This is a genomic window from Bradyrhizobium sp. 215_C5_N1_1 (genome assembly GCF_052075935.1).
GTDB lineage: Bacteria > Pseudomonadota > Alphaproteobacteria > Rhizobiales > Xanthobacteraceae > Bradyrhizobium > Bradyrhizobium barranii.
In genome coordinates this window covers 6,325,090-6,345,743 of record NZ_CP197228.1, presented here as the reverse complement: position 1 = coordinate 6,345,743, position 20,654 = coordinate 6,325,090, and the positions used below count along the sequence as shown (strand labels likewise).

Genomic DNA, 20,654 nt, shown 5'->3' with positions numbered 1-20,654 from the left:
AACCGGCCGCCGGATGCGGACGGGACCGATCGGTGTTATGAGCCGTCGCGGGTTTCGACGGCCGCATCGCGTGGCGAGGCACGGCGCAGATCACGAAGTCGTGATCTTTCTGGTGCCGGCGTAACAAACTGAAAGAGCTGCCGAATTGCATGGTGAGGGCGCGTGCGCGGACGTGAGGACGAGTGGACCGGCCTGATGCGGTCGGCCATGGCAGGCGATGATGCGGCGTATCATCGCCTGTTGAAGGCGGTCACGCCTGTGCTGCGCGCTGCCGCGAGGCGGGGTCTGGCGCGGGCCGGGCAGCCTCCCGACCAGGCCGAGGATATCGTGCAGGAGATTTTGTTGGCGGTGCATCTGAAGCGGCACACCTGGGACAGCGAAGCCCCCTTCGCCCCGTGGCTGTTTGCGATCGGGCGCAACAAGCTGATCGATGCGCTCCGGCGGCGGGGCCGGCGGGTCTTCGTCAACATCGACGATTTCGCCGAGACGCTGCCGGGCGAGGCACCGCAGGAGACGGCCTCGGCGGCCGAGGTCGCAACGCAGCTCGACACGCTGCCGCAGCGCCAGCGCGACGTGCTGCAGTCGATCGCCGTCGACAGCGCTTCGATCAAGGACACGGCGTCAAAGTTTTCGATGAGCGAAGGTGCGGTGCGGGTCGCGCTGCATCGCGGACTTGCGGCGCTGACTGCCAAACTGCGGGACCACTAGTCATGGATACCGATCAACTCATTCGCTCGCTCGCGGCCGACAACGCCCATCGCGCGCCGCGCGTCGGTGCCGTGCTGACGATGGCGCTGCTGGTGGCGGCGCCGTTCTCGATCCTGATCTTCGCCAGCTTCCTTGGCGTGCGGCCCGACGTGATGACCGCGATGCATAATCCGTTCTTCGACACGAAGTTCGCGGTCACGCTGTCGCTTGCGATTCCCGCGATCATCGTCAGCCTGCATCTGTCGCGGCCCGAAGCCTTGATGCGCGGCTGGGGCTGGCTGCTGCTGCTTCCCGTCGGCCTGCTTGCGGTTGCGATCGGCGGCGAGACCATGATGGCCCCGGCGATGCCGATGACGATGCGGCTGGTGGGCAAGAACTCCCGGGTGTGCATGCTCGCGATCCCCGCGATGTCGCTGCCGCTGCTTGCGGGCGCGCTGTTCGGCCTGCGCCACGGCGCGCCGTCGCATCCTGCACTCGCCGGCGCGCTCGCCGGCCTGCTGTCGGCCGGCCTTGCCGCAACGCTCTACGCCTCGCACTGCACCGACGACTCGCCGCTGTTCGTCGCGACCTGGTACACGATCGCGACGGCACTCGTGACCGCGATCGGCGCCTACGCGGGTTCGAAAGTTTTGCGCTACTAGCGGCGGCGGCCTCACGCCGCCGGCGTCGTGCCCTGCTGCATGCGGTGGAAGCGCAGCACCTGCTGCGCGGTCGATGAGCGCAGGGCCTCGTAGGCATCGCGCAGCGTCAGCATGTCGGTCTTCGAGCCGCCCGAGAGCTTTTCGCGCATCGCGATGATCGCGCGGACGCTCGACCATTGCATGCCCGCGACCTTGGCGAGAACCATCACGCCCTCGTTGCGGCTCTCGATCATCATGTTCTCGGCGGTCTCGACCGCGACGCCCGCGAGTGCTGCGAGCCCCGCATTTGTCTCGTCGAACTTGCCCTGCTCGGCGAAGCTGGTGACCTGAAACTCGTTGAGACGACCGTCCTCGTGCAGCGATCTCACCAGCGCGCGCGCCATTTCGGTCTGCCTGGTCATGGCGGCGGCGCGGACCCGATGGGTCGCTTCCTGGACCACGCTGGACACTTCGTCCGCGAGCTCCGGATGCGCGGTCTCGAGCTTCCTGCGCACGCTCAGGGACGCCTTGGCGATCAGCTTCAGGTAGTGATGGCGCGGCAGGTCGGGCCGCAGGCCGATGCAGGTGGCGAGGTCATCGTCGCGTTCGGCGCGCGTGACGAGGTCGGTAAAACTTCCCTCGGAGAGCTGCGCGCCCGGATTGCTGACGGTCGATTGCACGACGTCTTCGTTGCCGCGCGCCACCAGCACGTCGGTCAGCGCTTCCGACAGCACCCGCCGCAGCGAGATCGCCTTGAGATGCGCCTGGCCCCTGGTGCGCGCGATCTCGATCAGGGTCGCCTCGTCCAGCCGTTCCGATTTCGAGAGCACGGGGCCGGAGACCTCGATCACCTCGTCGAGCGCGAGGGTGCGGATGATCCTGGGCGGCGCGGCCGCGATCGGCGCGAGACGGTTGGCGAGCAGCGCTCTCGCCGAGGTCTCGATCTGCTCGATCAGGCACTGGAACACGTCGTCGAACACCCTGATGTGCTCGTCGGAATAATCCACCGCATTGTTGATGAAGAGATCGGTGACGCGGCGCAGGGCCTCGACCCGGCGCGCGACGGTGCCGTGCGAGAGCGCGGTCTGCAATTCATCAAGCAGGTTCTCGGATGGTTTGTCGGATTTCGATCTCATGGCCCTGTCCTGGAGCGTTCGGTCCGGCTGCGGCTTCTGCGCAGCCAGGAAAAAATGGATTAGTCAGCTCGTTGCAATACGGTTGCGCCCTTGCGCCTTGGCGGAATAAAGCGCGCTGTCGGCGCGTGCGAGAAACGTGTCGGCAGTATCGTTGTCGCGCAGCGTCACGACGCCCGCGGAAATCGTCACCCGCATGCCGGGGGAAAATGCGCTCCAGTCGAGATCGGCGACGATGCCGCGCAGCCGCTCGAGCATGCGCCCAGCTGCGCCGCCGTCGGTGCCCGGCAGCAGCAGCAGAAATTCCTCGCCGCCATAGCGGCCGAAAAAGTCGGCCGGGCGGATATTTGCAAAAATGGTGATGGCGAAGGTGCGCAGCACCTCGTCGCCGACGGGGTGGCCGTGGGCGTCGTTGATGCGCTTGAACCAGTCGAGGTCGATCAGCGCGATGGCGCAAGGTGCGGACGCCTGCTGCGACTTTTCGACCTCTGCATCGAGCAGCCGCATGATGCAGCGGCGGTTGTAGGAGCCGGTGAGCTCGTCGAGCTCGGCGAGCTCCTCGATGCGCTGATAGGCGGCCTTCAGCTCGATGCTGCGCCGGTACAGGACCTTTCGCAGTGTGGCACCGAACAGGCCGAGGAAGGCGCACTGGCCGATCACCAGGACGAAGCACAGCATCGAGGCGGTCCGCTGGAGCTTCGTGGCGACTGGCATGCCGATCGGCAGGTCGGAGGCGAGGAAGACGGCCGCGAGGCAGGTCGTCGCGATCGCCCAGGTGAACATCGCCTGCGCCGAGGTCATGCGCAGCGTGCCGAAGGCGAAGATCAGGAACAGCACGCTGATGAAGGCGATGCCGAGGGTCGGCACCGACACCAGGAAGATGAACTGCAGCGCCATGTGCGCCGAGATCTGGAAGACGGTGAGATAATGGTCGCTGTGTCTGTCGCCGACGCCGGCTTCCGACATCACGACGAAGATGCCGATGATCATCAGGCCGCCGACCCAGAACAGCGACGGAACGTTCATCGGGACGACGCCGTCATGGGCATAGATCAGCAGCACGAAGGCGCCGAGCGAGTAGCTTGCGACCTGGCCGACATACATCTGCCGGCGTTGCCGGACCCGGCGTGCTCGTACCTCGGGCGCAGCCGCGTCGGGCATGAGAACGAGATCCGCGACCTCAGCGGCATTCCTCTCCGGTAAGGTCGTCGCGGCCGTGCTCATTGTCCCGCCAAGGGTGAATGTCGCCCAAAAATCTACGCGGCAAGCCTTTAGGTTTGGTATCCTTCGAAATCGAATCCAAACGGTGCAGCGCGCAACAGGGTGACAGCGGCCGGCGGGGAAATTTGCCGGCGATTAGGCATCGTTGGCGACGGGGTCGAGCCAAAGCAGGGCTTGGTGAGACATACGTCGTGCAGGGCTGCTATGGTTCCATCATGTCGGGCCGTCCGCGCCGGACGGCATTGCGCAGGGAATTCTTCATTACTATGTTACCGTTATCGAGCGAGCCGGCCAACCGCCGCGGGTGGCAAAAGGAAAATTCGCGTATGTGGGGTAGATCACACAGACCCCCGTGTGACTGCGGTAGGCTGAAGAATTTCGCCCCGCCCGTCGAACCGTCCGCCGCGCCGACCCGACCAACTTTGCGAGACGGGCATTGAGCGTGACACAGGCGGCTTCGGACGAGGTCCTCATCGCCAGGATCGCTCAAGGTGACCGGCTCGCCATGCAGGTGCTGTACGGGCGGCACCATGTCAGGGTCTACAGGTTCGGGCTAAGGCTCGTGCGGGACGAGCAGGCGGCGGAAGACCTCATCAGCGAGGTGTTTCTCGACGTCTGGCGTCAAGCCGGCAAGTTCGAGGGTCGATCCGCCGTTTCCACCTGGCTGCTGGCAATCACCCGATTCAAGGCCCTGTCTGCGCTCCGGCGCAGGAAGGACGTTGGGTTGGACGACGAAGCTGCCAACGCGATCGAGGATTCGTCTGACGATCCGGAAATCGCGGTGCAGAAAAAGGATACCAGTGAAGCGTTGCGGGAGTGTCTGACGGGCCTCTCGCCGGACCATCGGGAAATCGTCGATCTCGTCTACTACCACGAGAAATCCGTGGAAGAAGTGGCCGAAATCGTCGGTATTCCGGAGAACACTGTGAAGACGCGCTTGTTCTATGCGCGCAAGAAACTGGCCGAACTGCTGAAGGCAGCCGGCGTTGAGCGAGGCTGGCCATGATGGCATTGAGCAAAAAGATGCTGGAGCAAGAGCCCAGTGAAATTGAACTGCTGCTGCCCTGGCACGCCGCCGGCACGCTGAACACGCGTGACGCTCGCCGCGTCGAGGAAGCGCTGGCGCGTGATCCGGCGCTTGCAAAGCAATATGCCGCGATCCGCGGCGAGTACGAAGAGACCATCCATCTGAACGAGAGCTTGGGGGCTCCGTCGGCGCGGGCGATGCAGAAGCTGTTCGCCGCGATCGACGCCGAGCCGGCGCGGCCGGTCGGTTCGCTGCCGCTCTCGGCGCGCATCGCGACCTTCTTCTCGAGCCTGTCGCCGCGTACGCTGGCCTGGTCGGCGAGCCTGGGTGCCATCGCGCTGCTGCTCCAGGCCGGCATCATCGGCGCCGTGCTGATAAAGACCCAGCCCGCGACCTTCGAGACCGCTTCGCTGTCGGTCGGCGCGCCGATCACGCGTGAGCTTGGAGCTCCACCTGCGCGCGCGCTGGTGCGCTTCACGCCCGAGGCGCGCGTCGCCGACATCACCGCGCTGCTCGACAGCTACCAGGCTTCGATCATCGGCGATGCCAAGGGCGGCATGTTCCGTCTCCAGTTCGACAAGGCGATGGGCCGGGACGAGCTCGCCTCGCTGCTCGGCAGGATGTCGCGCGAGAAGTTCGTCAACCTCGCCGTCGCGGCGCCGTAAGGCGCCGCTGCACCGATGACGCGCAAGTCCGAGAGTAAGTCGCGAGCCGGGGCCTACGCTTCATCGGTCGGAGCTGCACTCCTGCTCGCCGGTCTCGGCGTCGAGGTTGCGCAGGCGCAGGCGATCATGCGCACGCCGACGATCAGCGTCCCCACGCGCACCCCGACCATCTCTCCCAGCATCGCCGCGCGCGTCAGCCCCGGTGTTGGTGCGCGGGCTGTCGGCGTCGGCCCCGGCCCGCGTTCTATCCCTGCTATCCCGCGTACCACCACCACGGCGCGGATGCGACCGACCCCAGTGCTGCCCTATGCGCGCTATTCGCCGAACCTCTATCCGGCCTGCACCGCCCCCTATCGCGACGCCGACGGCGAATGCCTGGCGCAGCCGGGCGCGGGCGGCGATGGCGCGGGAAAATCGGGCAAGAAGAGCGCCGGGAAGGGGCGGGGCAACAGCACGCCGGCCGCCGTCGACTTGCGCCCCTTCGCCAACGAATTCGTGGCCGAGATCGACGGCGCGCTGTCGGCGACTGAAGCCGACGAGCTTGCGCGTCGCCACGGCTTGACGCGTGTCTCATCCGAGAATTTCCCGCTGATCGGGGCGACGTTCGGCCTGTTCCGCATCACGGACGGCAGGCCTTCCGAGACGGTGCGGCGTGAGTTCGCCGCCGACGGCAGCGTGCGCTCGCTCCAGCCGAACTTCCGCTACGTGCTCCAGGATCAGAAATCGTCAGTGCCGACCGAGGGCGATCCCGCGCAATACGCGCTGGCCAGGCTTCGCCTGCCGCAGGCGCATACGCTGGCGCACGGTGCCAACGTGACGGTTGCCGTGATCGACTCCGGCATCGACGCCCAACATCCCGAGCTCGCCCACTCCATCGCCGACAACTTTGATGCGCTCGGCAGCGCCGAGGGCCCGCATGTCCATGGCACCGGCATTGCCGGCGCCATCGTGGCGCATGCCAAGCTGATGGGCAGCGCGCCCGAGGCGCGCATCATCGCCATCCGCGCCTTTGGCGGCTCGACGGGTGGAGCCCAGAGCTCGTCCTACATCGTCCTGCGCTCACTGAATTACGCCGCCGAGCACGGCGCGCAGATCGTCAATATGAGCTTTGCCGGTCCGAAGGATGCCGTGATCGAGCGCGCCATCGCGGCGACCGCCGCCCGCGGGCTGGTGCTGATCGCGGCAGCCGGCAATGCCGGCGCGAAATCGCCGCCGCTCTATCCAGCCGCCAATCCCAACGTGATCGCGGTCAGCGCGACCGACCAGCAGGACAAGCTGTTCTCGGCGTCCAACCGCGGCAATTACATCGCGCTGGCCGCGCCCGGCGTCGACATCTTCCTGCCGGCGCCCGACGGCAAGTACCAGATGACCTCGGGGACCTCGTTCTCGGCCGCCTATATCTCCGGCGTCGCCGCGCTGCTGCTCGAGCGCAATTACACGCTCAAGCCGGAGGCGCTGCGCATGACGCTGGCGAAGACCGCGCGCGACCTCGGCTCACCCGGCCGTGATGATCTGTTCGGCGACGGTGAGGCCGACGCGTTTGCCGCAGTGATGGCCGTTCCCGCCGACAGCGCGACGCCTGTTGCGGCTGCGTCCGGTACAACAAAACGTGAAGATGCCGAGAAGCGTCGCGACGAGCCTGGCATCCGCGCGATCGAACAACCTTCGCTGTCGAGCGCAGACGATAAATCCACGATTTCTCAGGCGGATAGGCCGGCGACGCGATAGCGGCTGCGACAACTTTGCGCGCCGTGCGAGGGCCAAGAAATCGAACGCCGCATTGAACGTTCAGCCGGCTGCCACGACCAAATTATGTGGGAGCGGTCATCCCTCCCCATAAGTCATATCAGGCGCGAGCGCCCATCCACCCCAAGCGCCCATATGGCTCGACCCGTCCGGTTGTCCCCCCGGACGGGTCTTTTCTTTTCAGGCGTCTGATTTCTTGAATCGCTCGGCACGATCAGCTTCTGGTTGAGCGAACGTGGCGGCGCCCCTTGTCGGCGTCCGGGAGTCGCCCCGCAGGCCGGTTATGCTTGTGCGAAGCTTGACTCGAAAACACAGCAATTGTCCGCACGACTACGGTGATTGACGACGACCGGCGTGTCGTTGCTGGACAAGTCAAAACTTTTCCACAAAATATTCATGTCGCGTCTAAATTGATTCGTGTGCGTTGCGTCGCGTCCGTATTTTTCTCCCAACGGGCTGGTTTATGACACATCGCCAAGAGGCTGTTCGCGACGTGGCGCGTGGCCGCGACATTGCGGCACGCTGGTGCGCTCTCGCCGAGCAGCGGCTGGAACATCTCTCCGAAATGTTCGAGACCGGACGCTGGCGCCGCTATCACTCCGAGCTCGCATTCCTCGAAAACATCCAGGAAGCCAAGCGCGCCGTCCAGACCTGGCGCGCGCTCGCGACCGGTAGTGACGTGGCCGCGGCGGCCGCGAGTGTCTCGCCCGTATTCGGCTGGTCGCCGGCGACCATGCCCCGCGTGTTTCCGCGCGACCAGCAGGCCCAGACCGTGCAGCCGAAGGCCGTCCACATCGCCGCGGAGACCGCCGTCCCGGTCAGGCTCGCGCCCAAGCCGGAGGTCCTTGCCGAAATCACCGAAGCCCCGCTCGCGCCGCGAGCGACGCCTGCTACGGTGGCATTGTTCACTGCGCCCGCCGCTGTCGCGCCGCTCAAGGCTCCCGCTGCGCGGGCGCCGCTCACCGCACCCGCCGTGAGGTCGCCGGTTGCCGCGCCTGCCGCAATGGCGGCGTTCACCACGCCTGCCGTGAAGGCGGCGTTCGCCGCACCTGCCGTGAAGGCGCCGCCCGCCACACCTGCTGTAATGGCAACGCTTCTGCCGCAGTTCGCCCCGCCCGCCGCCGAAATTGTCGCCGCTCCCGAGCGCGTCGTCGAATTCACCTTCAGCCTCGACGGCCTGCAAGCGAAGTACCCGCTGCTGAGGAACGCGTTCTAGCGTTTGGGCTCCGGGATGAGGGCGGCAGCTACCGCCGCACCGCATTGCCGCCGACCACCAGCTGCGCAAAGCGCTGTGCGCCGTCGGCCGACAGATCCGACGTCACTGCACGGGCGTGATCGAGCCCAACCACGGCGCCGCGCGGGGTTTCCGAGATCATGTTGTTGTTGACGAGCGCGGTGCCTGCGCCGGACACCACGGAGACGCCGACGCCGGCCAGCGCCTTGCGGATCACATTGCCCGTGATCGCGACGTCGCGCAGATATTTGCCCCAGCCGGCGACGATGCCATAGGACGGCGCGTTCTCGATCACATTGCCGGTCACGGAGCTGTCAGCCTCGATGTAGATGCCCACACCGGCATCGTCGTCGGGGGCGGTGCCGATCGGCCGCTTCGGGATCAGATTGCGGATGATGTTGCCCTGGACCACCGCGATGCGGCCGCCTTCGTTGAAATTGCAGACCGAGACGCCGACGGCGGCACCATCGACCGTGTTGTTGGCGATCATCGCGGCCTCGAACGCGAACTCCGAATAGAGCGCGACCTCGCGCACGTCGCTGACGCTGTTGCCTGATATGTGGATGTTCGACGCCGAATTGCCGCGCACCGCCGAGTAATCGCAGTTCCTGATGCGATTGCCGCGCACGATCACGTTGCCGGCGCGAAACGCGTTGATGGCGTTGCCGTACTGGCCCGAGCCGCCGGGGCCGGCCTTGATGTCCTCGATGCGGTTGTCAGTGACCAGCGTGCCGTCGTCGCCGATTGCGGTGCGCAGGATCTCGATGCCGTTGTCGTTGGTGCCGATGATGGTGTTGCGGGACACGCTGAGGCCCTTGGCGTCGAACGAGACGACTGCCGTCACCGCGATGTTGGTGAAGATGTTGCCCGAGATGTCGCCGGACACCTGCTCGAGCCAGATGCCGCTGCCGCCGGAGCCGGTGATCTCGCAATCGGTGATGCGGACGTCACGCCCGCCGAGGACATGGATCAGTCCGCGCCGCGTCGGCAGCGGGATGCCGCCGCCGTCGAAGATGAGGCCGGTCAGGCCGATCGAGTCCGACCCGTCGCTCTGGATCGCTGCGGCCCCGCCGGTGAAGATGATTTTTGTCGCGCCGCGCACGCCGATCAGCTGGGCGCCATTCGGCAACCGCAGCAATCCGCTGCGGTAGATGCCGGGTGGCAGCGCCAGCGGCATCTGTGCCCGCGCAGCGTCGTCGATGGCGCGCTGGAGCACGCGGGTCTGGTCCTCGCTGCTGCCGGGCCGCACGCCGTATTGCGTGGCATCGCGGCCGAGCAGGGACGTCAGCGGCGCCGCGCGCGCGGCGTCGGCCGGCATGGCGAGGGCGCCCGCGATGCCTGCGGTCGAAGCTCCGATGAGATGACGGCGATTGAGGTCCATGACGCATCCTTCGGCGGACGCGGGAGGTCCGCGACCGACTAGGTAGCGCAGGGTGGCTGGGGCAGTGAGGATTGTTCGCGGTAGGGTTAAATGTTTACCGCAAAGACGGTGCCGTAGGGTGGGCAAAGCGACTTGTCCGCCGTAGCTCGAAGAGCGAAGGCGGAAGCGTGCCCACCATTGTTACACGAATGCGGATGTATGGTGGGCACGGCGCGACGCGCCTTTGCCACCCTACGAAATCTGAGTGTTCCGCTGCTTCCTTGCCAGCCCCACCAGCTCCATCAGCATCGCTTCCCCCGCGTCCACCAGCTCCTCCAGCGTAATCCGGGCTGCGCCCTTGCGCCGCACCGCGCCGCTGCGGGCGAGCAGGGGAATGTGGATGAACGCCGCAAGCTGCGGTCCGCCCGCCCTCACATTCTCGATCGCGCGCCAGCTGAGATAGTTGCAGAGATAGGCGCCGGCATCGCGCGAGGCGCGCGCGTCGATGCCGGTGAGGCGCGCGGCGCGCAGCAGTCTTGCCGTGTGCGGACCGAACGTCATCGCGTCCGCATGGCCGGCGATCCCGCGCTTGCTGGAGCGGGTGTTGGCGGCATCGGGCCAGAGCATGGTGACGGCATTGCGTGCGCGGGTCTCGATGCGGAGGTAAGGCGTACGCGAGGCGAGGCCGAACATCAGCAGCGCGTCGGGCTGTTCCTTCGCGAGCACATCAGGCAATTGCCGGTCGACCGCGGCATAGGTGACCGGGAAGATGTGGCTCGCGAGCGCGACATCGTCGAGCGCCGGACGGCGCAATTGCGCCAGCCGCGCCACCAGTGGCTGGGTCGGGTTATAGGGCGCGCCGGGAAACGGTCCGAAGCCGGTGAGGAGAATGCGGAGCTTTTCGCTCATTGCAGCAACTCCAGAATCTGCTCGGCGGCGAGTGCCGGCGTGAGATGGCCTTCGGCCACCTCAGCCTCGATCTTCCTGACCTTGGTCCGCACCGACGCCTCGCTGCGCAGCCGCGCCAGCATGCGCTGCTCCAGCATCGACCACATCCATTTCACCTGCTGCTCGCGCCGCCGTGCGGCGAAATCACCGGACGCGTTCATCGCCTTGCGGTGATCCAGAACCTTCTGCCAGAGTTTTGCGATCCCGTCGCCGGTCAGCGCCGAATAGGTCTCGACCGGCGGGTGCCAATGCTCGGATCGCGGCGCCAAAATATGCAGCGCGCCGCGATAGTCGGCGGCGGTGATGTTGGCGCGCTTGAGATTGTCGCCGTCGGCCTTGTTGATCGCGATCATGTCGGCGAGCTCGACCAGGCCCTTCTTAATGCCTTGCAGCTCGTCGCCGCCGCCCGGCAGCATCAGCGCGAGGAAGAAGTCGGTCATGTCACAAACTGCGGTCTCGGACTGGCCGATGCCGACGGTCTCGACCAGCACGACGTCGAAGCCGGCGGCCTCGCACAACAGCATGGCCTCGCGCGTCTTGGCGGCGACGCCGCCGAGCGTGCCTGACGATGGCGAGGGACGGATGAAGGCGTCATTGGAGGCCGACAGCCGCGCCATCCGCGTCTTGTCGCCGAGGATCGAGCCGCCGCTGCGCGCCGAGGACGGATCGACCGCGAGTACCGCGACCTTGTTTCCCTGCTCGATGAGATACGTCCCGAGCACGTCGATGGTGGTGGACTTGCCGACGCCGGGCGAGCCGGTGATGCCGACGCGAACCGCCTTGCCGGTGTCGGGCAGCAGCATCTGCACCAGCTCGCGCGCCAGCGCCTGATGGTCGCCGCGCCGGCTTTCCACCAGCGTGATCGCGCGGGCGAGGGCTGCGCGACTGCCGGAGCGCAAGTCGCGGGCGAGGGTTTTGATGTCCAGCGAGGCCTTCTTCTCAGTCATGCCCTGCTTTACAACGCCCCGGCGGGGCAGGCGAGGGCCGCTCGCCCGATATCACCGAGTCGTTGCCGCCGCTGTCTGCACCGGCTTCACCTTGCGCCAGACCCACACCAGCACCGGCCAGAGCAGCGCGCCGATCGCCATGGCGGCGAGGATCGCCGCGACGGGCCGCTCGAAGAACGGCAGGATGCTGCCGTCCGACTTGATCAGCGAGGTCACGAAAGCCTGCTCGACCATGGTGCCCATGACGATGCCGAGCACCATCGCGGCCACCGGATAGCCGTTCGCCTCCATGACATAGCCGATGATGCCGAAGGCGGCGACGGTGACGACGCCGAACATGTTGTTGCCGATCGCGAATGAGCCGACCGCACAGCACAGCATGATGATCGGCATGATGGCGGAGCGCGGTGCCAGCAGGATGTAGGCGGCGATCCGGATCATGGCGATGCCGAGCGGGATCATCAGGATGTTCGCGATGATGAACATCAGATAGATCGCGTACATGCTCGACGCCTTCTCGGTGAACAGCGTCGGGCCGGGATTGAGGCCCTTCATGTAGAGCACGCCGATCGCGATCGCGGCGATGGTGTCGCCGGGGATGCCGAACAGCAGCGAGGGCACCCAGCCCGAGGCGATGCTGGCATTGTTGCTCGCGCCGGCCTCGACCAGGCCCTCGACGTGGCCGGTGCCGAATTTCTCCGGCTCCTTGGAGAAGCGTTTCGACATCGCATAGGAGACCCAGGCGGCCATGTCGGCGCCGGCGCCGGGCAGCACGCCGATGATGATGCCGATGATGTTTCCACGCGTCATCTGCCAGTGATATTTCTTGGTCAGCTTCCACTGGCCGGCCATGATGCTTCCGAATTTTCGCCGCGGCAGCGGCGGCGGCTCGGGCGTCAGCATCGCGCGCATCACCTGCGCCACCGCGAACACGCCGACCAGCGCCGGGATCGGCTCGATGCCGCCGAACAAATCGGTGATGCCGAAGGTGAAGCGCGGCACGCCGCCCGGATTCTCGATACCGATGCAGGACACCAGCAAGCCGAGGAACATGCCCGCGATCGCCTTCACCGGCGAGGAGCGCGCAACCAAAGTGGCGCACATCAGGCCGAGCAGCGCCAGCCAGAAATATTCGAAGGTCGAGAACGAGAGCGCGATCTCGGCGAGCGGCGGCGCCAGGATCATCAGCGACAGCACACCGGCAATGCCGCCGACGGCGGAGAACCAGACGCCGGCCCCCAGCGCCAGCTCAGCCTGGCCCTTGCGCGTCATGGCGTAGGCCTCGTCGGCATAGGCTGCCGAGGCGGGGGTGCCGGGAATGCGCAGCAGCGCGCCGGGGATGTCGCCCGAGAAGATCGCCATCGAGGAGGCTGCGACAATGGTTGCGATCGCCGCGATCGGCGAGAGGTAGAAGGTGACGGGGACGAGCAGGGCGGTCGCCATCGTCGCCGACAGGCCCGGCAGCGAACCGATGACGAGGCCGTACACGGAGGCTGCGAACATCGCGATGATGACCTCCCAGGTGGAGATCAGCGCGAATGCTTCAATGAGGGTCTTGAGCATGGGATCACCAGGGCGTCGGCAACAGGCCAGCGGGGAGCGGCACGCGCAGCAGCTTGCCGAAGATGAGGTGGATGGCGAACGGCGACAGCGCCGCGAGCGGCAGTGCCAGCTTCCACTTCGCCCCGAGCGCGGTCGAGGTGACGTAGACCATGATCGCCGCGGTGATGATGAAGCCGAGCCGGTCGGCGGCGGCGACGTAGAACAGCAGCAGCGCCGGCGGCAGCAGGGCGCGCAGGCCGTAGAGCTTGCCCTGCGGCGGCGGTGCGGCCGCCACCTGGCCGTCCTCGAGCGGGACCAGCTCTTCCTCCTCCTCGAAGGAATGGCCGATGCCGAACACGATCGCGAGCCCGCACAGCGCGAGCCCGATGCCGATCACGAGCGGAAATACGTTGGGGCCGACCGGCTGCCCCGGCACCGGCGGCAGGATCCAGCCGCCATAGGCAGCCGCCGCGCCGAGCACGACGAGAAACGATCCCGTGACGGAGTCGGGAAGACGCATGTGAGAATCCTATGCGAGGTATTCTCCCTCTCCCCGCGCGCGGGGAGAGGGTTGGGGTGAGGGGGGCTCTCCGCGGGGGAGGTGAGAATTGGACTCGTAGAGAGTCCCCCTCACCCGAAACCCGCGCTTCGCGCGAATTCCGGCCTCTCCCCGCAAGCGGGGGGAGGCGATCAGAGCATCGCAGGTCCGGATCACGCCTTGCTCAGGCCGGCGGCCTTCATCGCCTCGCCCATCTGGGCGTCGCCCTTGTCCATGAAGCTTGCGAACTGACCGGCATCGCCCCACACCGTACCGAAGCCGCGGTTGCTCATGAAGTCCTTGAACTCGGCGGAGTCGTAGACCTTCTTCAGCGCTGCGGTGAGCTTCGTTGCGATCTCCGGCGGCAGGTTCTTCGGTGCGCCGATGCCGCGCCAGGCGCCGGTTGCGTAGTCGATGCCCATCGCCTCCTTCAGCGTCGGCACGTCCTTGAAGATCGGGTTGCGCGCCGGCGCCATGATGGCAAGGCTCCTTGCCTTGCCCGCCTCGATGATGGCGCGCGCCTCCGGCACCGAGCACGTCGTGAGGTCGAGGCCGCCGGCGGCGAGATCCTGCATCGCGGGCGCAGCGCCATTCGACGGCACCCAGGCGACCTGGTTGGCGGGCAGGCCCATCGCCTGCATCCAGCCGACCAGCGCGAGATGCCAGATGCCGCCCTGACCGGTGCCCGACGCCTTGAACTTGCCGGGAGGCGCCGCCTTGATGGCTTCGGCGAGCTCCTTGACGGTCTTGTAGGGCGAGGAGGAGGAGACCTGGATGCCGGGCGGGTCCTCGTTCATCAGCGCCAGCGGCGTGTAGCTCTTCGGCGTCAGCTCGGTGAGGCCCTGCCAGTGCATCATCGAGATTTCGACGGTGAGCATGCCGATCGTGTAGCCGTCCGGCTGCGCGGTCGCGATCGCGCTATGGCCGACCACGCCTGAACCGCCGGTGCGGTTGACGACGTTGAAGGGCTGGCCGAGATCCTTTTCCAGGAGGGCTGCGACAATGCGCGCAGTCGCGTCGGTGCCGCCACCGGCGCCCCAGGGCACGATCACGGTGACCGGCCGGGCCGGATACGCCTGTGCGCGTGCGGGTGTGAGACCGAATGCGGCGGATGCGGCAATCGCGGCGGAAGAGGCCGCAAAAGTGCGGCGCGAAATCTTGGACATCAATGCCTCCCAGCGGCGCCCGTGACACCGGGCGCTCTTGTCAATGAAGGCATTCTAGTCGGCTTTGCGGCGCCGCTGCAAGGTAGCGCTACCACAGCGTTGTGAGCAATGTGTCGCTGCTCAAAACATCATCACTGCGGCTCCGCCGCGTCGCCCTTCGGTCGCGCACCGCCGAAGATACGCATGCCTTCCGCCGTGAGATAGGTCTTCAGCGTTTCCCACGTCACGAAGGCGACATATTCGCCCTCGGCGTAGGGGCCGACCGCGTAAGGCGGATAGTGGAAGGTGAGCCCGGAACTCTTGCCCGTTTCGGTTGACGGCGCGAGCGTCACCGCGCCGATCTTGAGCAGGCTCGGCTCGACGCTCTTGAACCACTCGTCGGTCGCGGTCTCGCTGGTGTCGCGCTTCTTCTTCTCGACTCTCAGCGAAGCGATCACGGCCTTCACCATCGCCTTCATAGTTGCCCCGTTGTCGGTGGTCTCGGTGAAGAACGGGCGGATCGAGATGCGCTTGCCCTCGCTCTTGTCCCACAGGATCGTGTTCACGTCCGAGTTGGGATGGGCGCCATGAGTGTCCATGTAGTCGTTGCGCAGGACGCTGACATAGCGATCTGCAACAACGGAGCGGATCGCATATTTGCGCTCGAAATCCCAGCCGCCGTCCTTGAAGAACTGCGGATCTTCCTTGCGCGAGGCGGCGGCCTCGGCCGCGTTCTTGTCGAGCCACTTCCTGCCTTCGGCCAGGCAATCCGCCGCGAGCGCCGCATCCGCCTTGATCCTGTCGTCGAGGAAGACGCGGGCGTCGATGCTCTTGGTCTTGATGATGGCGTCGGGCTTGGGGTCCGCGGCGAGGGCGGAGATCACGCACGTTGCGCTAAGCGCCATGGCGACGCTCAAACCGATCATGAACTTCAATGGGAGTGCTCCTTACGTGAGCGTCAGAATATTTCGAGGATGTGGTCTGCGATCTGCTGCGCAGAGTGGGGGGAGGCGGAGCGCCGGACAGTCGCCTGCGCCTGCAAGCCGGTCGCATCCTCGATGATCTGCTCGACGTCGATCAGGTTGAGCAGCGAGAAAGAGGCCTCCGGTTCGACCTCGACCAGGACATCGATGTCGCTGTGCGGGTGATAATCGTCGCCGTCCCGCGTGCCGAGGATGGCGAGCTTCGAGACGCCCTTGGCTTTGATGGCATCAGCGTTCTGGCGTATCGCAGCGATGACCTCATCACGTGTCATGGAGACAATCCGGCCGGTGATACGGCCAGCGTACCATCTACTCCGCCGCCTCGCTATGCCCGAGCCGGGCATTCAGCTTGCGGATCAGCTCCTCGGCGGCTTCCGCGATCACCGTGCCCGGCGGGAAGATGGCTTCGGCGCCGGCCGCATAGAGCGCGTCGTAATCCTGCGGCGGCACCACGCCGCCGATGATGATCATGATGTCGTCGCGGCCCTGTTTCTTCAGCGCGGCCTTGAGTTCAGGCACTGCGGTGAGATGGGCGGCGGCGAGCGAGGAGACGCCGAGGATGTGCACGTCGTTCTCGACCGCCTGCCGCGCAGCTTCATCGGCAGTTGCAAACAGCGGCCCGATGTCGACGTCGAAGCCGATGTCGGCGAAGGCCGAGGCAATCACCTTCTGGCCGCGGTCGTGGCCATCCTGGCCGATCTTGGCGACCAGGATGCGCGGCCGGCGGCCTTCCGCCTCCTCGAAGGCGTCGATCAGCGCCTGAACCTTCTCGACCTGGTTACCCATGCTGGACGCCTCCCGCTTGTAGACGCCGGTGATGGACCTGATCTCGGCGCGGTGCCGGCCGAACACCTTTTCCATCGCGTCCGAGATTTCGCCGACGGTCGCCTTCGCCCGTGCTGCGTCGATCGCGAGCGCGAGCAGATTGCCGTTGCCTTCGCCGGCCGAGCGCGTCAGCGCGGCAAGCGCCGCGTCGACGTCGGTCTGGTTGCGCTCGGATTTCAGCCGCGTCAGCTTGTCGATCTGGAGGCGGCGGACATTGGTGTTGTCGACCTTGAGGATGTCGATGGGAGCCTCATCCGTCGGCTTGTACTTGTTGACGCCGATCACCGCCTGCTTGCCGGCATCGATCCGGGCTTGCGTCTTGGCCGAGGCCTCCTCGATGCGCAGCTTGGGCACGCCGGCCTCGATCGCCTTGGCCATGCCGCCGAGCTCCTCGACCTCCTGGATGTGGCTCCAGGCCTTCGCCGCGAGGTCGCGCGTCAGCCGCTCGACATAATACGAGCCGCCCCAGGGATCGATGATGCGGGTGGTGCCGCTCTCCTGCTGCAGGAACAGCTGGGTGTTGCGGGCGATGCGGGCCGAGAAGTCGGTCGGCAGCGCTAAGGCCTCGTCGAGCGCGTTGGTGTGCAGCGACTGGGTGTGGCCCTGGGTGGCCGCCATCGCCTCCACCGTCGTGCGCATCACATTGTTGAACACGTCCTGTGCGGTCAAAGACCAGCCCGAAGTCTGGCAATGCGTGCGCAGCGACAGCGAGCGCGGGTCTTTCGGGTTAAAGGGCTTCAGCAGCTTCGCCCAGAGCAGGCGCGCGGCGCGCATCTTGGCGACTTCCATGAAGAAGTTCATGCCGATCGCCCAGAAGAACGACAGGCGCGGCGCGAAGCGGTCGACGTCGAGGCCCGCGGCAAGACCGGCGCGCAGATATTCGACGCCGTCGGCGAGCGTATAGGCGAGCTCGAGGTCCTGCGTCGCGCCGGCCTCCTGCATGTGATAGCCGGAGATCGAGATCGAATTGTATTTCGGCATCTTCGTGGAGGTATAGGCGAAGATGTCCGAAATGATCCGCATCGAGGGCGCGGGCGGATAGATATAGGTGTTGCGCACCATGAACTCTTTCAGAATGTCGTTCTGAATGGTGCCCGAGAGCTTTTCCGGCGGCACGCCCTGTTCGCCGGCGGCGGCGACATAGAGCGCGAGGATCGGCAGCACCGCGCCGTTCATGGTCATCGACACGCTCATCTGGTCGAGCGGAATGCCTGCGAACAGCGTGCGCATGTCGTAGATGGAATCGATGGCAACACCGGCCATGCCGACGTCGCCGCCGACGCGCGGATGGTCGCTGTCATAGCCGCGATGGGTGGCGAGGTCGAAGGCGACCGAGAGGCCCTTCTGTCCGGCCGCGAGGTTGCGGCGGTAGAATGCGTTGGAATCCTCCGCCGTGGAGAAGCCGGCATATTGCCGGACGGTCCAGGGCTGATTGACATACATGGTCGGGTAGGGGCCGCGCAGGTACGGCGCGATGCCCGGATAGGTCTCGAGGAAATCGAGCCCGGCGAGATCGGCCTCGCCATAGGCGGGCTTCACCAGAATGCCCTCGGGCGTCAGCCACGGCTCGGCGCTGCCTGACGGCGCGGCGGTAGCGATGCGCTCGAAGGCGACGTCGGCGAAATCAGGAATGCGGCTCATGGTTTCAACCATATCATTAGACGCTCAATCATGATCCGGATGCTGATGGCTGACGATGGTCGCCATCTTCTCCGGTCCGTAATTCTGTTGCGTGGTCTGGCTCGGCAAATTGGAGATTCCGACCACCCAGCCGAGCCGGGATTCGGATCCGTATTGGCGCGTCGGCACCAGCTGGTCGGGGCGGTCAAAGGCGCCGGTCATGATCTCGATCCGGTCGCCGTCGATGCGGCCAAAGCTCAGCGGCGTGCCGCAGGCGGCGCAATAGCCGCGATCAGCGATCGAGGAGGAGCGGAAGAACGCCGGCTGCCCCTTGCTCCAGGCGAAGTCCGTCCGGTTGATGTCGGCGAAGGACGCGAACGGCGCGCCGCTCGCCTTCTGGCACATACGGCAATGGCAGATCGAAACCCTGTTGGGGGTTGCCGAAATCGCAAAGCGCACCGCGCCGCATTGGCAACCGCCGGTGAAAACTGGTTTGCCCGCCTCGCTCATGCCTGCTCCATCCGTCGGTAGGCGTCTTGCAGTGTCGCAAGCGCATCGCCTCCGGCGAAGACAAAACCCGTGACGCCGGCCGCACGGAGTGCCGCCTCGGCATCGGTCGGACGGCCTGCCAGATAGATATGTCGCGCGCCCGCCGTTTGCAGGGCCTTCGCCGCGGCGTCGGCGTGTTCCGGATAGACCTTGTCGCTGGAACAAAGACAGGCGAGCTCGGCGCCGGAGGCCTTGAATGCGGCGGCCAATTTGGCCGGATCGGCAAAGCCCTCGCTGTCGACGGCCTGGATGCCGCCGGCCTCGAACAAGCTCTTGGCAAAGGTCGCCCGCGCCGTGAAATCGGCGGGCGTGCCGAGATTGGCCAGAAACACCTTTGGCCGCGCACCGCGCGCCTTCAGCGCCGCATCGGATTTGTCGCGCAACGCCTCGAACGGTTCCGCCAGCCGGATCGGCGGCAGCGCATCGAACTTGTATTTCTGCTCGCCGTAGGGAGCGAGCTTGACCGGCGTCGCCGTCAGCACCGCCGTCTCGCGCTCATGCAGGTTGGGAAACTCGCTGGCGCCTGTCAGCACGTCGCGGCGCTTTGCGATGTTGGCGTCGCGGGCCTTTCGCGCGGCCGCGACCTTGCTTTGGAACAGGCCTTGCTGAAGCGCGGCGAAGGCGCCGCCGGCTTTCTCGCTGTCCTGGAACAGCGCCCAGGCGGCGTCGCAAAGCTGCGCCGTCAATGTCTCGATGCCGCCCGCGCCGGCGGCGGGATCGCTGACCTTGGCGAGGTTGCTTTCTTCCAGAAGCAGGGCTTGCGTATTGCGCGCCACGCGCCGCGCGAATGGATCAGGTAGCCCGAGCGCCAGCGTATGCGGCAGCACGGTGATCGCATTGGCGCCGGCGAGCCCGGCCGCGAATGTCGCGATGGTCGCGCGCAGCATGTTCACGTAAGGGTCACGCTGGATCAGCATGCGCCAGGCCGTATCGGCGGCAATGAACAGCGGCTTCGGCGTCAGCCCGCACGCCGTCTCGATGCGCGCCCACAGCAGCCGCAGTGCGCGGAATTTTGCCATGGTCAAAAACTGGTCGGCATCCGCAGAGAGCCGCGCATAGATCATGTCCTGCGCCTGCTCCAGTGGAACGCCGGCGCCCTCGATCGCGCGCAGATAGGCGACGCCGCAGGCCAGCACGAACGCGAGCTCCTGCACCTCGGAGCCGCCGGCATCGTGGATCACGCGCCCGTCGGCGGACGCGAACGGTCCCTTGAAGCCGAGCGCGGCGAGCCCCTTGATGGCGCCAGTGACGGCCGGAACGATCTCGTCCCATGTGTAGGGGCTGTGACCCCACACCGCGCCGGCCGCAAGCGGATCGAGCCCGAAGCGGATGTTGCAGGCGGCGGGATCGAGGCCGTTGCTCTTCACATATTCCGCGACATGGATCGCCGCCATCCGCGATTGCGGACCGATCTGGAGCTCGATGCCGATGCCGGCATCGAGATGAATATCCTTGAAAACCTTGGCGACCGCATCGGCCGAAGGTTCCAGCCCGAACCCGTGAGCGCCACTGCCGCCGGCGAACACCAGCGCGAGCCCCGTCGCGCCATTTTCGAGATCGGTCAGCGCCTGCGCATTCGCGAGCGCCGCATCGGGATGGTCGATCCGCTGCATGATCTGCCACGGCGCGGCGGCAGGCCGTCCCACCACGGGCGCAACGCCCCGGGCGCGCGGATAGAGAGGGTCGATCTTGAGGCCGTCATAAGTCTTGCCGACCAGCTTCTCGAACGGCGCGCCCTTCAGCACGCCGTCGACCAGCTTGCGCCAGTCGTTGACCGTGGCCTTGGGGAAATCCGCCGCCAGCGGCAGGTCGTCAGTCACGGAGGTCATACGGCCAAGGGCTC

At 66.2% G+C, this 20,654-nt stretch carries 19 protein-coding genes; 6 read left to right on the top strand and 13 right to left on the bottom strand.

Going from position 1 to position 20,654, the window contains the following annotated elements; all coding sequences use genetic code 11:
* The first annotated feature begins 162 nt into the window (after nt 1-162).
* On the top strand, nt 163-708 hold the full coding sequence (locus AB7G19_RS30585) for a sigma-70 family RNA polymerase sigma factor (protein ID WP_028146986.1): 546 nt from the start codon (nt 163-165) through the stop codon (nt 706-708).
* 2 nt (nt 709-710) lie between these two features.
* Complete coding sequence (locus AB7G19_RS30580) at nt 711-1,349, top strand: NrsF family protein (protein WP_085403865.1); 639 nt, start codon at nt 711-713, stop codon at nt 1,347-1,349.
* An 11-nt stretch (nt 1,350-1,360) separates the two neighbouring features.
* On the opposite strand, the gene AB7G19_RS30575 is transcribed toward AB7G19_RS30580, so the two are convergent.
* Both AB7G19_RS30575 and AB7G19_RS30570 read right to left on the bottom strand, forming a co-directional pair.
* On the bottom strand, nt 1,361-2,464 hold the full coding sequence (locus tag AB7G19_RS30575) for a DUF2336 domain-containing protein (RefSeq protein WP_085403864.1): 1,104 nt from the start codon (nt 2,462-2,464) through the stop codon (nt 1,361-1,363).
* Nucleotides 2,465-2,527: 63 nt separating this feature from the next.
* A complete protein-coding gene (locus AB7G19_RS30570; protein WP_085403863.1) occupies nt 2,528-3,685 on the bottom strand; it encodes a GGDEF domain-containing protein in 1,158 nt (385 codons plus the stop codon).
* A gap of 433 nt (nt 3,686-4,118) precedes the next feature.
* Here AB7G19_RS30570 and AB7G19_RS30565 point away from each other — a divergent pair, with 433 nt between their 5' ends.
* The 4 genes from AB7G19_RS30565 to AB7G19_RS30550 all read left to right on the top strand — a co-directional run bounded on the left by AB7G19_RS30565 (nt 4,119) and on the right by AB7G19_RS30550 (nt 8,336).
* Nucleotides 4,119-4,688: a sigma-70 family RNA polymerase sigma factor gene (locus AB7G19_RS30565; protein WP_008140099.1), complete on the top strand. Its 570-nt coding sequence runs from the start codon at nt 4,119-4,121 to the stop codon at nt 4,686-4,688.
* Nucleotides 4,685-5,374 (top strand): hypothetical protein, encoded by a 690-nt coding sequence (locus tag AB7G19_RS30560; protein WP_085403862.1) that lies wholly within the window; start codon nt 4,685-4,687, stop codon nt 5,372-5,374. The genes AB7G19_RS30565 and AB7G19_RS30560 overlap by 4 nt, the downstream gene beginning before the upstream one ends.
* Nucleotides 5,375-5,389: 15 nt before the next feature.
* Complete coding sequence (locus AB7G19_RS30555) at nt 5,390-7,102, top strand: S8 family serine peptidase (protein ID WP_441268719.1); 1,713 nt, start codon at nt 5,390-5,392, stop codon at nt 7,100-7,102.
* Between the two features lie 481 nt (nt 7,103-7,583).
* A complete protein-coding gene (locus AB7G19_RS30550; RefSeq protein ID WP_094184353.1) occupies nt 7,584-8,336 on the top strand; it encodes a TIGR03809 family protein in 753 nt (250 codons plus the stop codon).
* A gap of 28 nt (nt 8,337-8,364) precedes the next feature.
* On the opposite strand, the gene AB7G19_RS30545 is transcribed toward AB7G19_RS30550, so the two are convergent.
* The 11 genes from AB7G19_RS30545 to AB7G19_RS30495 all read right to left on the bottom strand — a co-directional run bounded on the left by AB7G19_RS30545 (nt 8,365) and on the right by AB7G19_RS30495 (nt 20,640).
* Nucleotides 8,365-9,735, bottom strand: a complete 1,371-nt coding sequence (locus tag AB7G19_RS30545) for a TIGR03808 family TAT-translocated repetitive protein (protein ID WP_063984604.1) — start codon at nt 9,733-9,735, stop codon at nt 8,365-8,367.
* 231 nt (nt 9,736-9,966) lie between these two features.
* Nucleotides 9,967-10,623, bottom strand: a complete 657-nt coding sequence (locus tag AB7G19_RS30540) for a pyroglutamyl-peptidase I (protein WP_085403860.1) — start codon at nt 10,621-10,623, stop codon at nt 9,967-9,969.
* The gene (meaB, locus tag AB7G19_RS30535; RefSeq protein ID WP_085403859.1) at nt 10,620-11,609 is read right to left on the bottom strand and encodes a methylmalonyl Co-A mutase-associated GTPase MeaB; all 990 of its coding nucleotides are present in this window, start codon (nt 11,607-11,609) and stop codon (nt 10,620-10,622) included. The genes AB7G19_RS30540 and meaB overlap by 4 nt, the downstream gene beginning before the upstream one ends.
* 51 nt (nt 11,610-11,660) lie before the next feature.
* A complete protein-coding gene (locus AB7G19_RS30530; RefSeq protein ID WP_085403858.1) occupies nt 11,661-13,172 on the bottom strand; it encodes a tripartite tricarboxylate transporter permease in 1,512 nt (503 codons plus the stop codon).
* Between the two features lie 4 nt (nt 13,173-13,176).
* Entirely contained in the window at nt 13,177-13,671 is a 495-nt protein-coding gene (locus tag AB7G19_RS30525) for a tripartite tricarboxylate transporter TctB family protein (RefSeq protein ID WP_039151132.1), read from the bottom strand.
* 191 nt (nt 13,672-13,862) lie between these two features.
* Nucleotides 13,863-14,855 carry a tripartite tricarboxylate transporter substrate binding protein gene (locus AB7G19_RS30520; RefSeq protein WP_028146998.1) on the bottom strand — a complete coding sequence of 331 codons (993 nt, stop codon included), beginning with the start codon at nt 14,853-14,855 and terminating at the stop codon, nt 13,863-13,865.
* Nucleotides 14,856-14,986: 131 nt separating this feature from the next.
* Nucleotides 14,987-15,760: an RsiV family protein gene (locus AB7G19_RS30515; protein ID WP_085402697.1), complete on the bottom strand. Its 774-nt coding sequence runs from the start codon at nt 15,758-15,760 to the stop codon at nt 14,987-14,989.
* Between the two features lie 32 nt (nt 15,761-15,792).
* Nucleotides 15,793-16,089 (bottom strand): nucleotidyltransferase family protein, encoded by a 297-nt coding sequence (locus AB7G19_RS30510; protein ID WP_085402698.1) that lies wholly within the window; start codon nt 16,087-16,089, stop codon nt 15,793-15,795.
* A 37-nt stretch (nt 16,090-16,126) separates the two neighbouring features.
* Nucleotides 16,127-18,283, bottom strand: a complete 2,157-nt coding sequence (gene scpA / locus AB7G19_RS30505) for a methylmalonyl-CoA mutase (protein WP_085402784.1) — start codon at nt 18,281-18,283, stop codon at nt 16,127-16,129.
* A 24-nt stretch (nt 18,284-18,307) separates the two neighbouring features.
* The gene (locus AB7G19_RS30500) at nt 18,308-18,772 is read right to left on the bottom strand and encodes a GFA family protein (protein WP_085402699.1); all 465 of its coding nucleotides are present in this window, start codon (nt 18,770-18,772) and stop codon (nt 18,308-18,310) included.
* Nucleotides 18,769-20,640 (bottom strand): methylmalonyl-CoA mutase family protein, encoded by a 1,872-nt coding sequence (locus tag AB7G19_RS30495; protein WP_441268718.1) that lies wholly within the window; start codon nt 20,638-20,640, stop codon nt 18,769-18,771. Before AB7G19_RS30495 ends, AB7G19_RS30500 begins: the two co-directional genes overlap by 4 nt.
* Between the last annotated feature and the right edge of the window lie 14 nt (nt 20,641-20,654).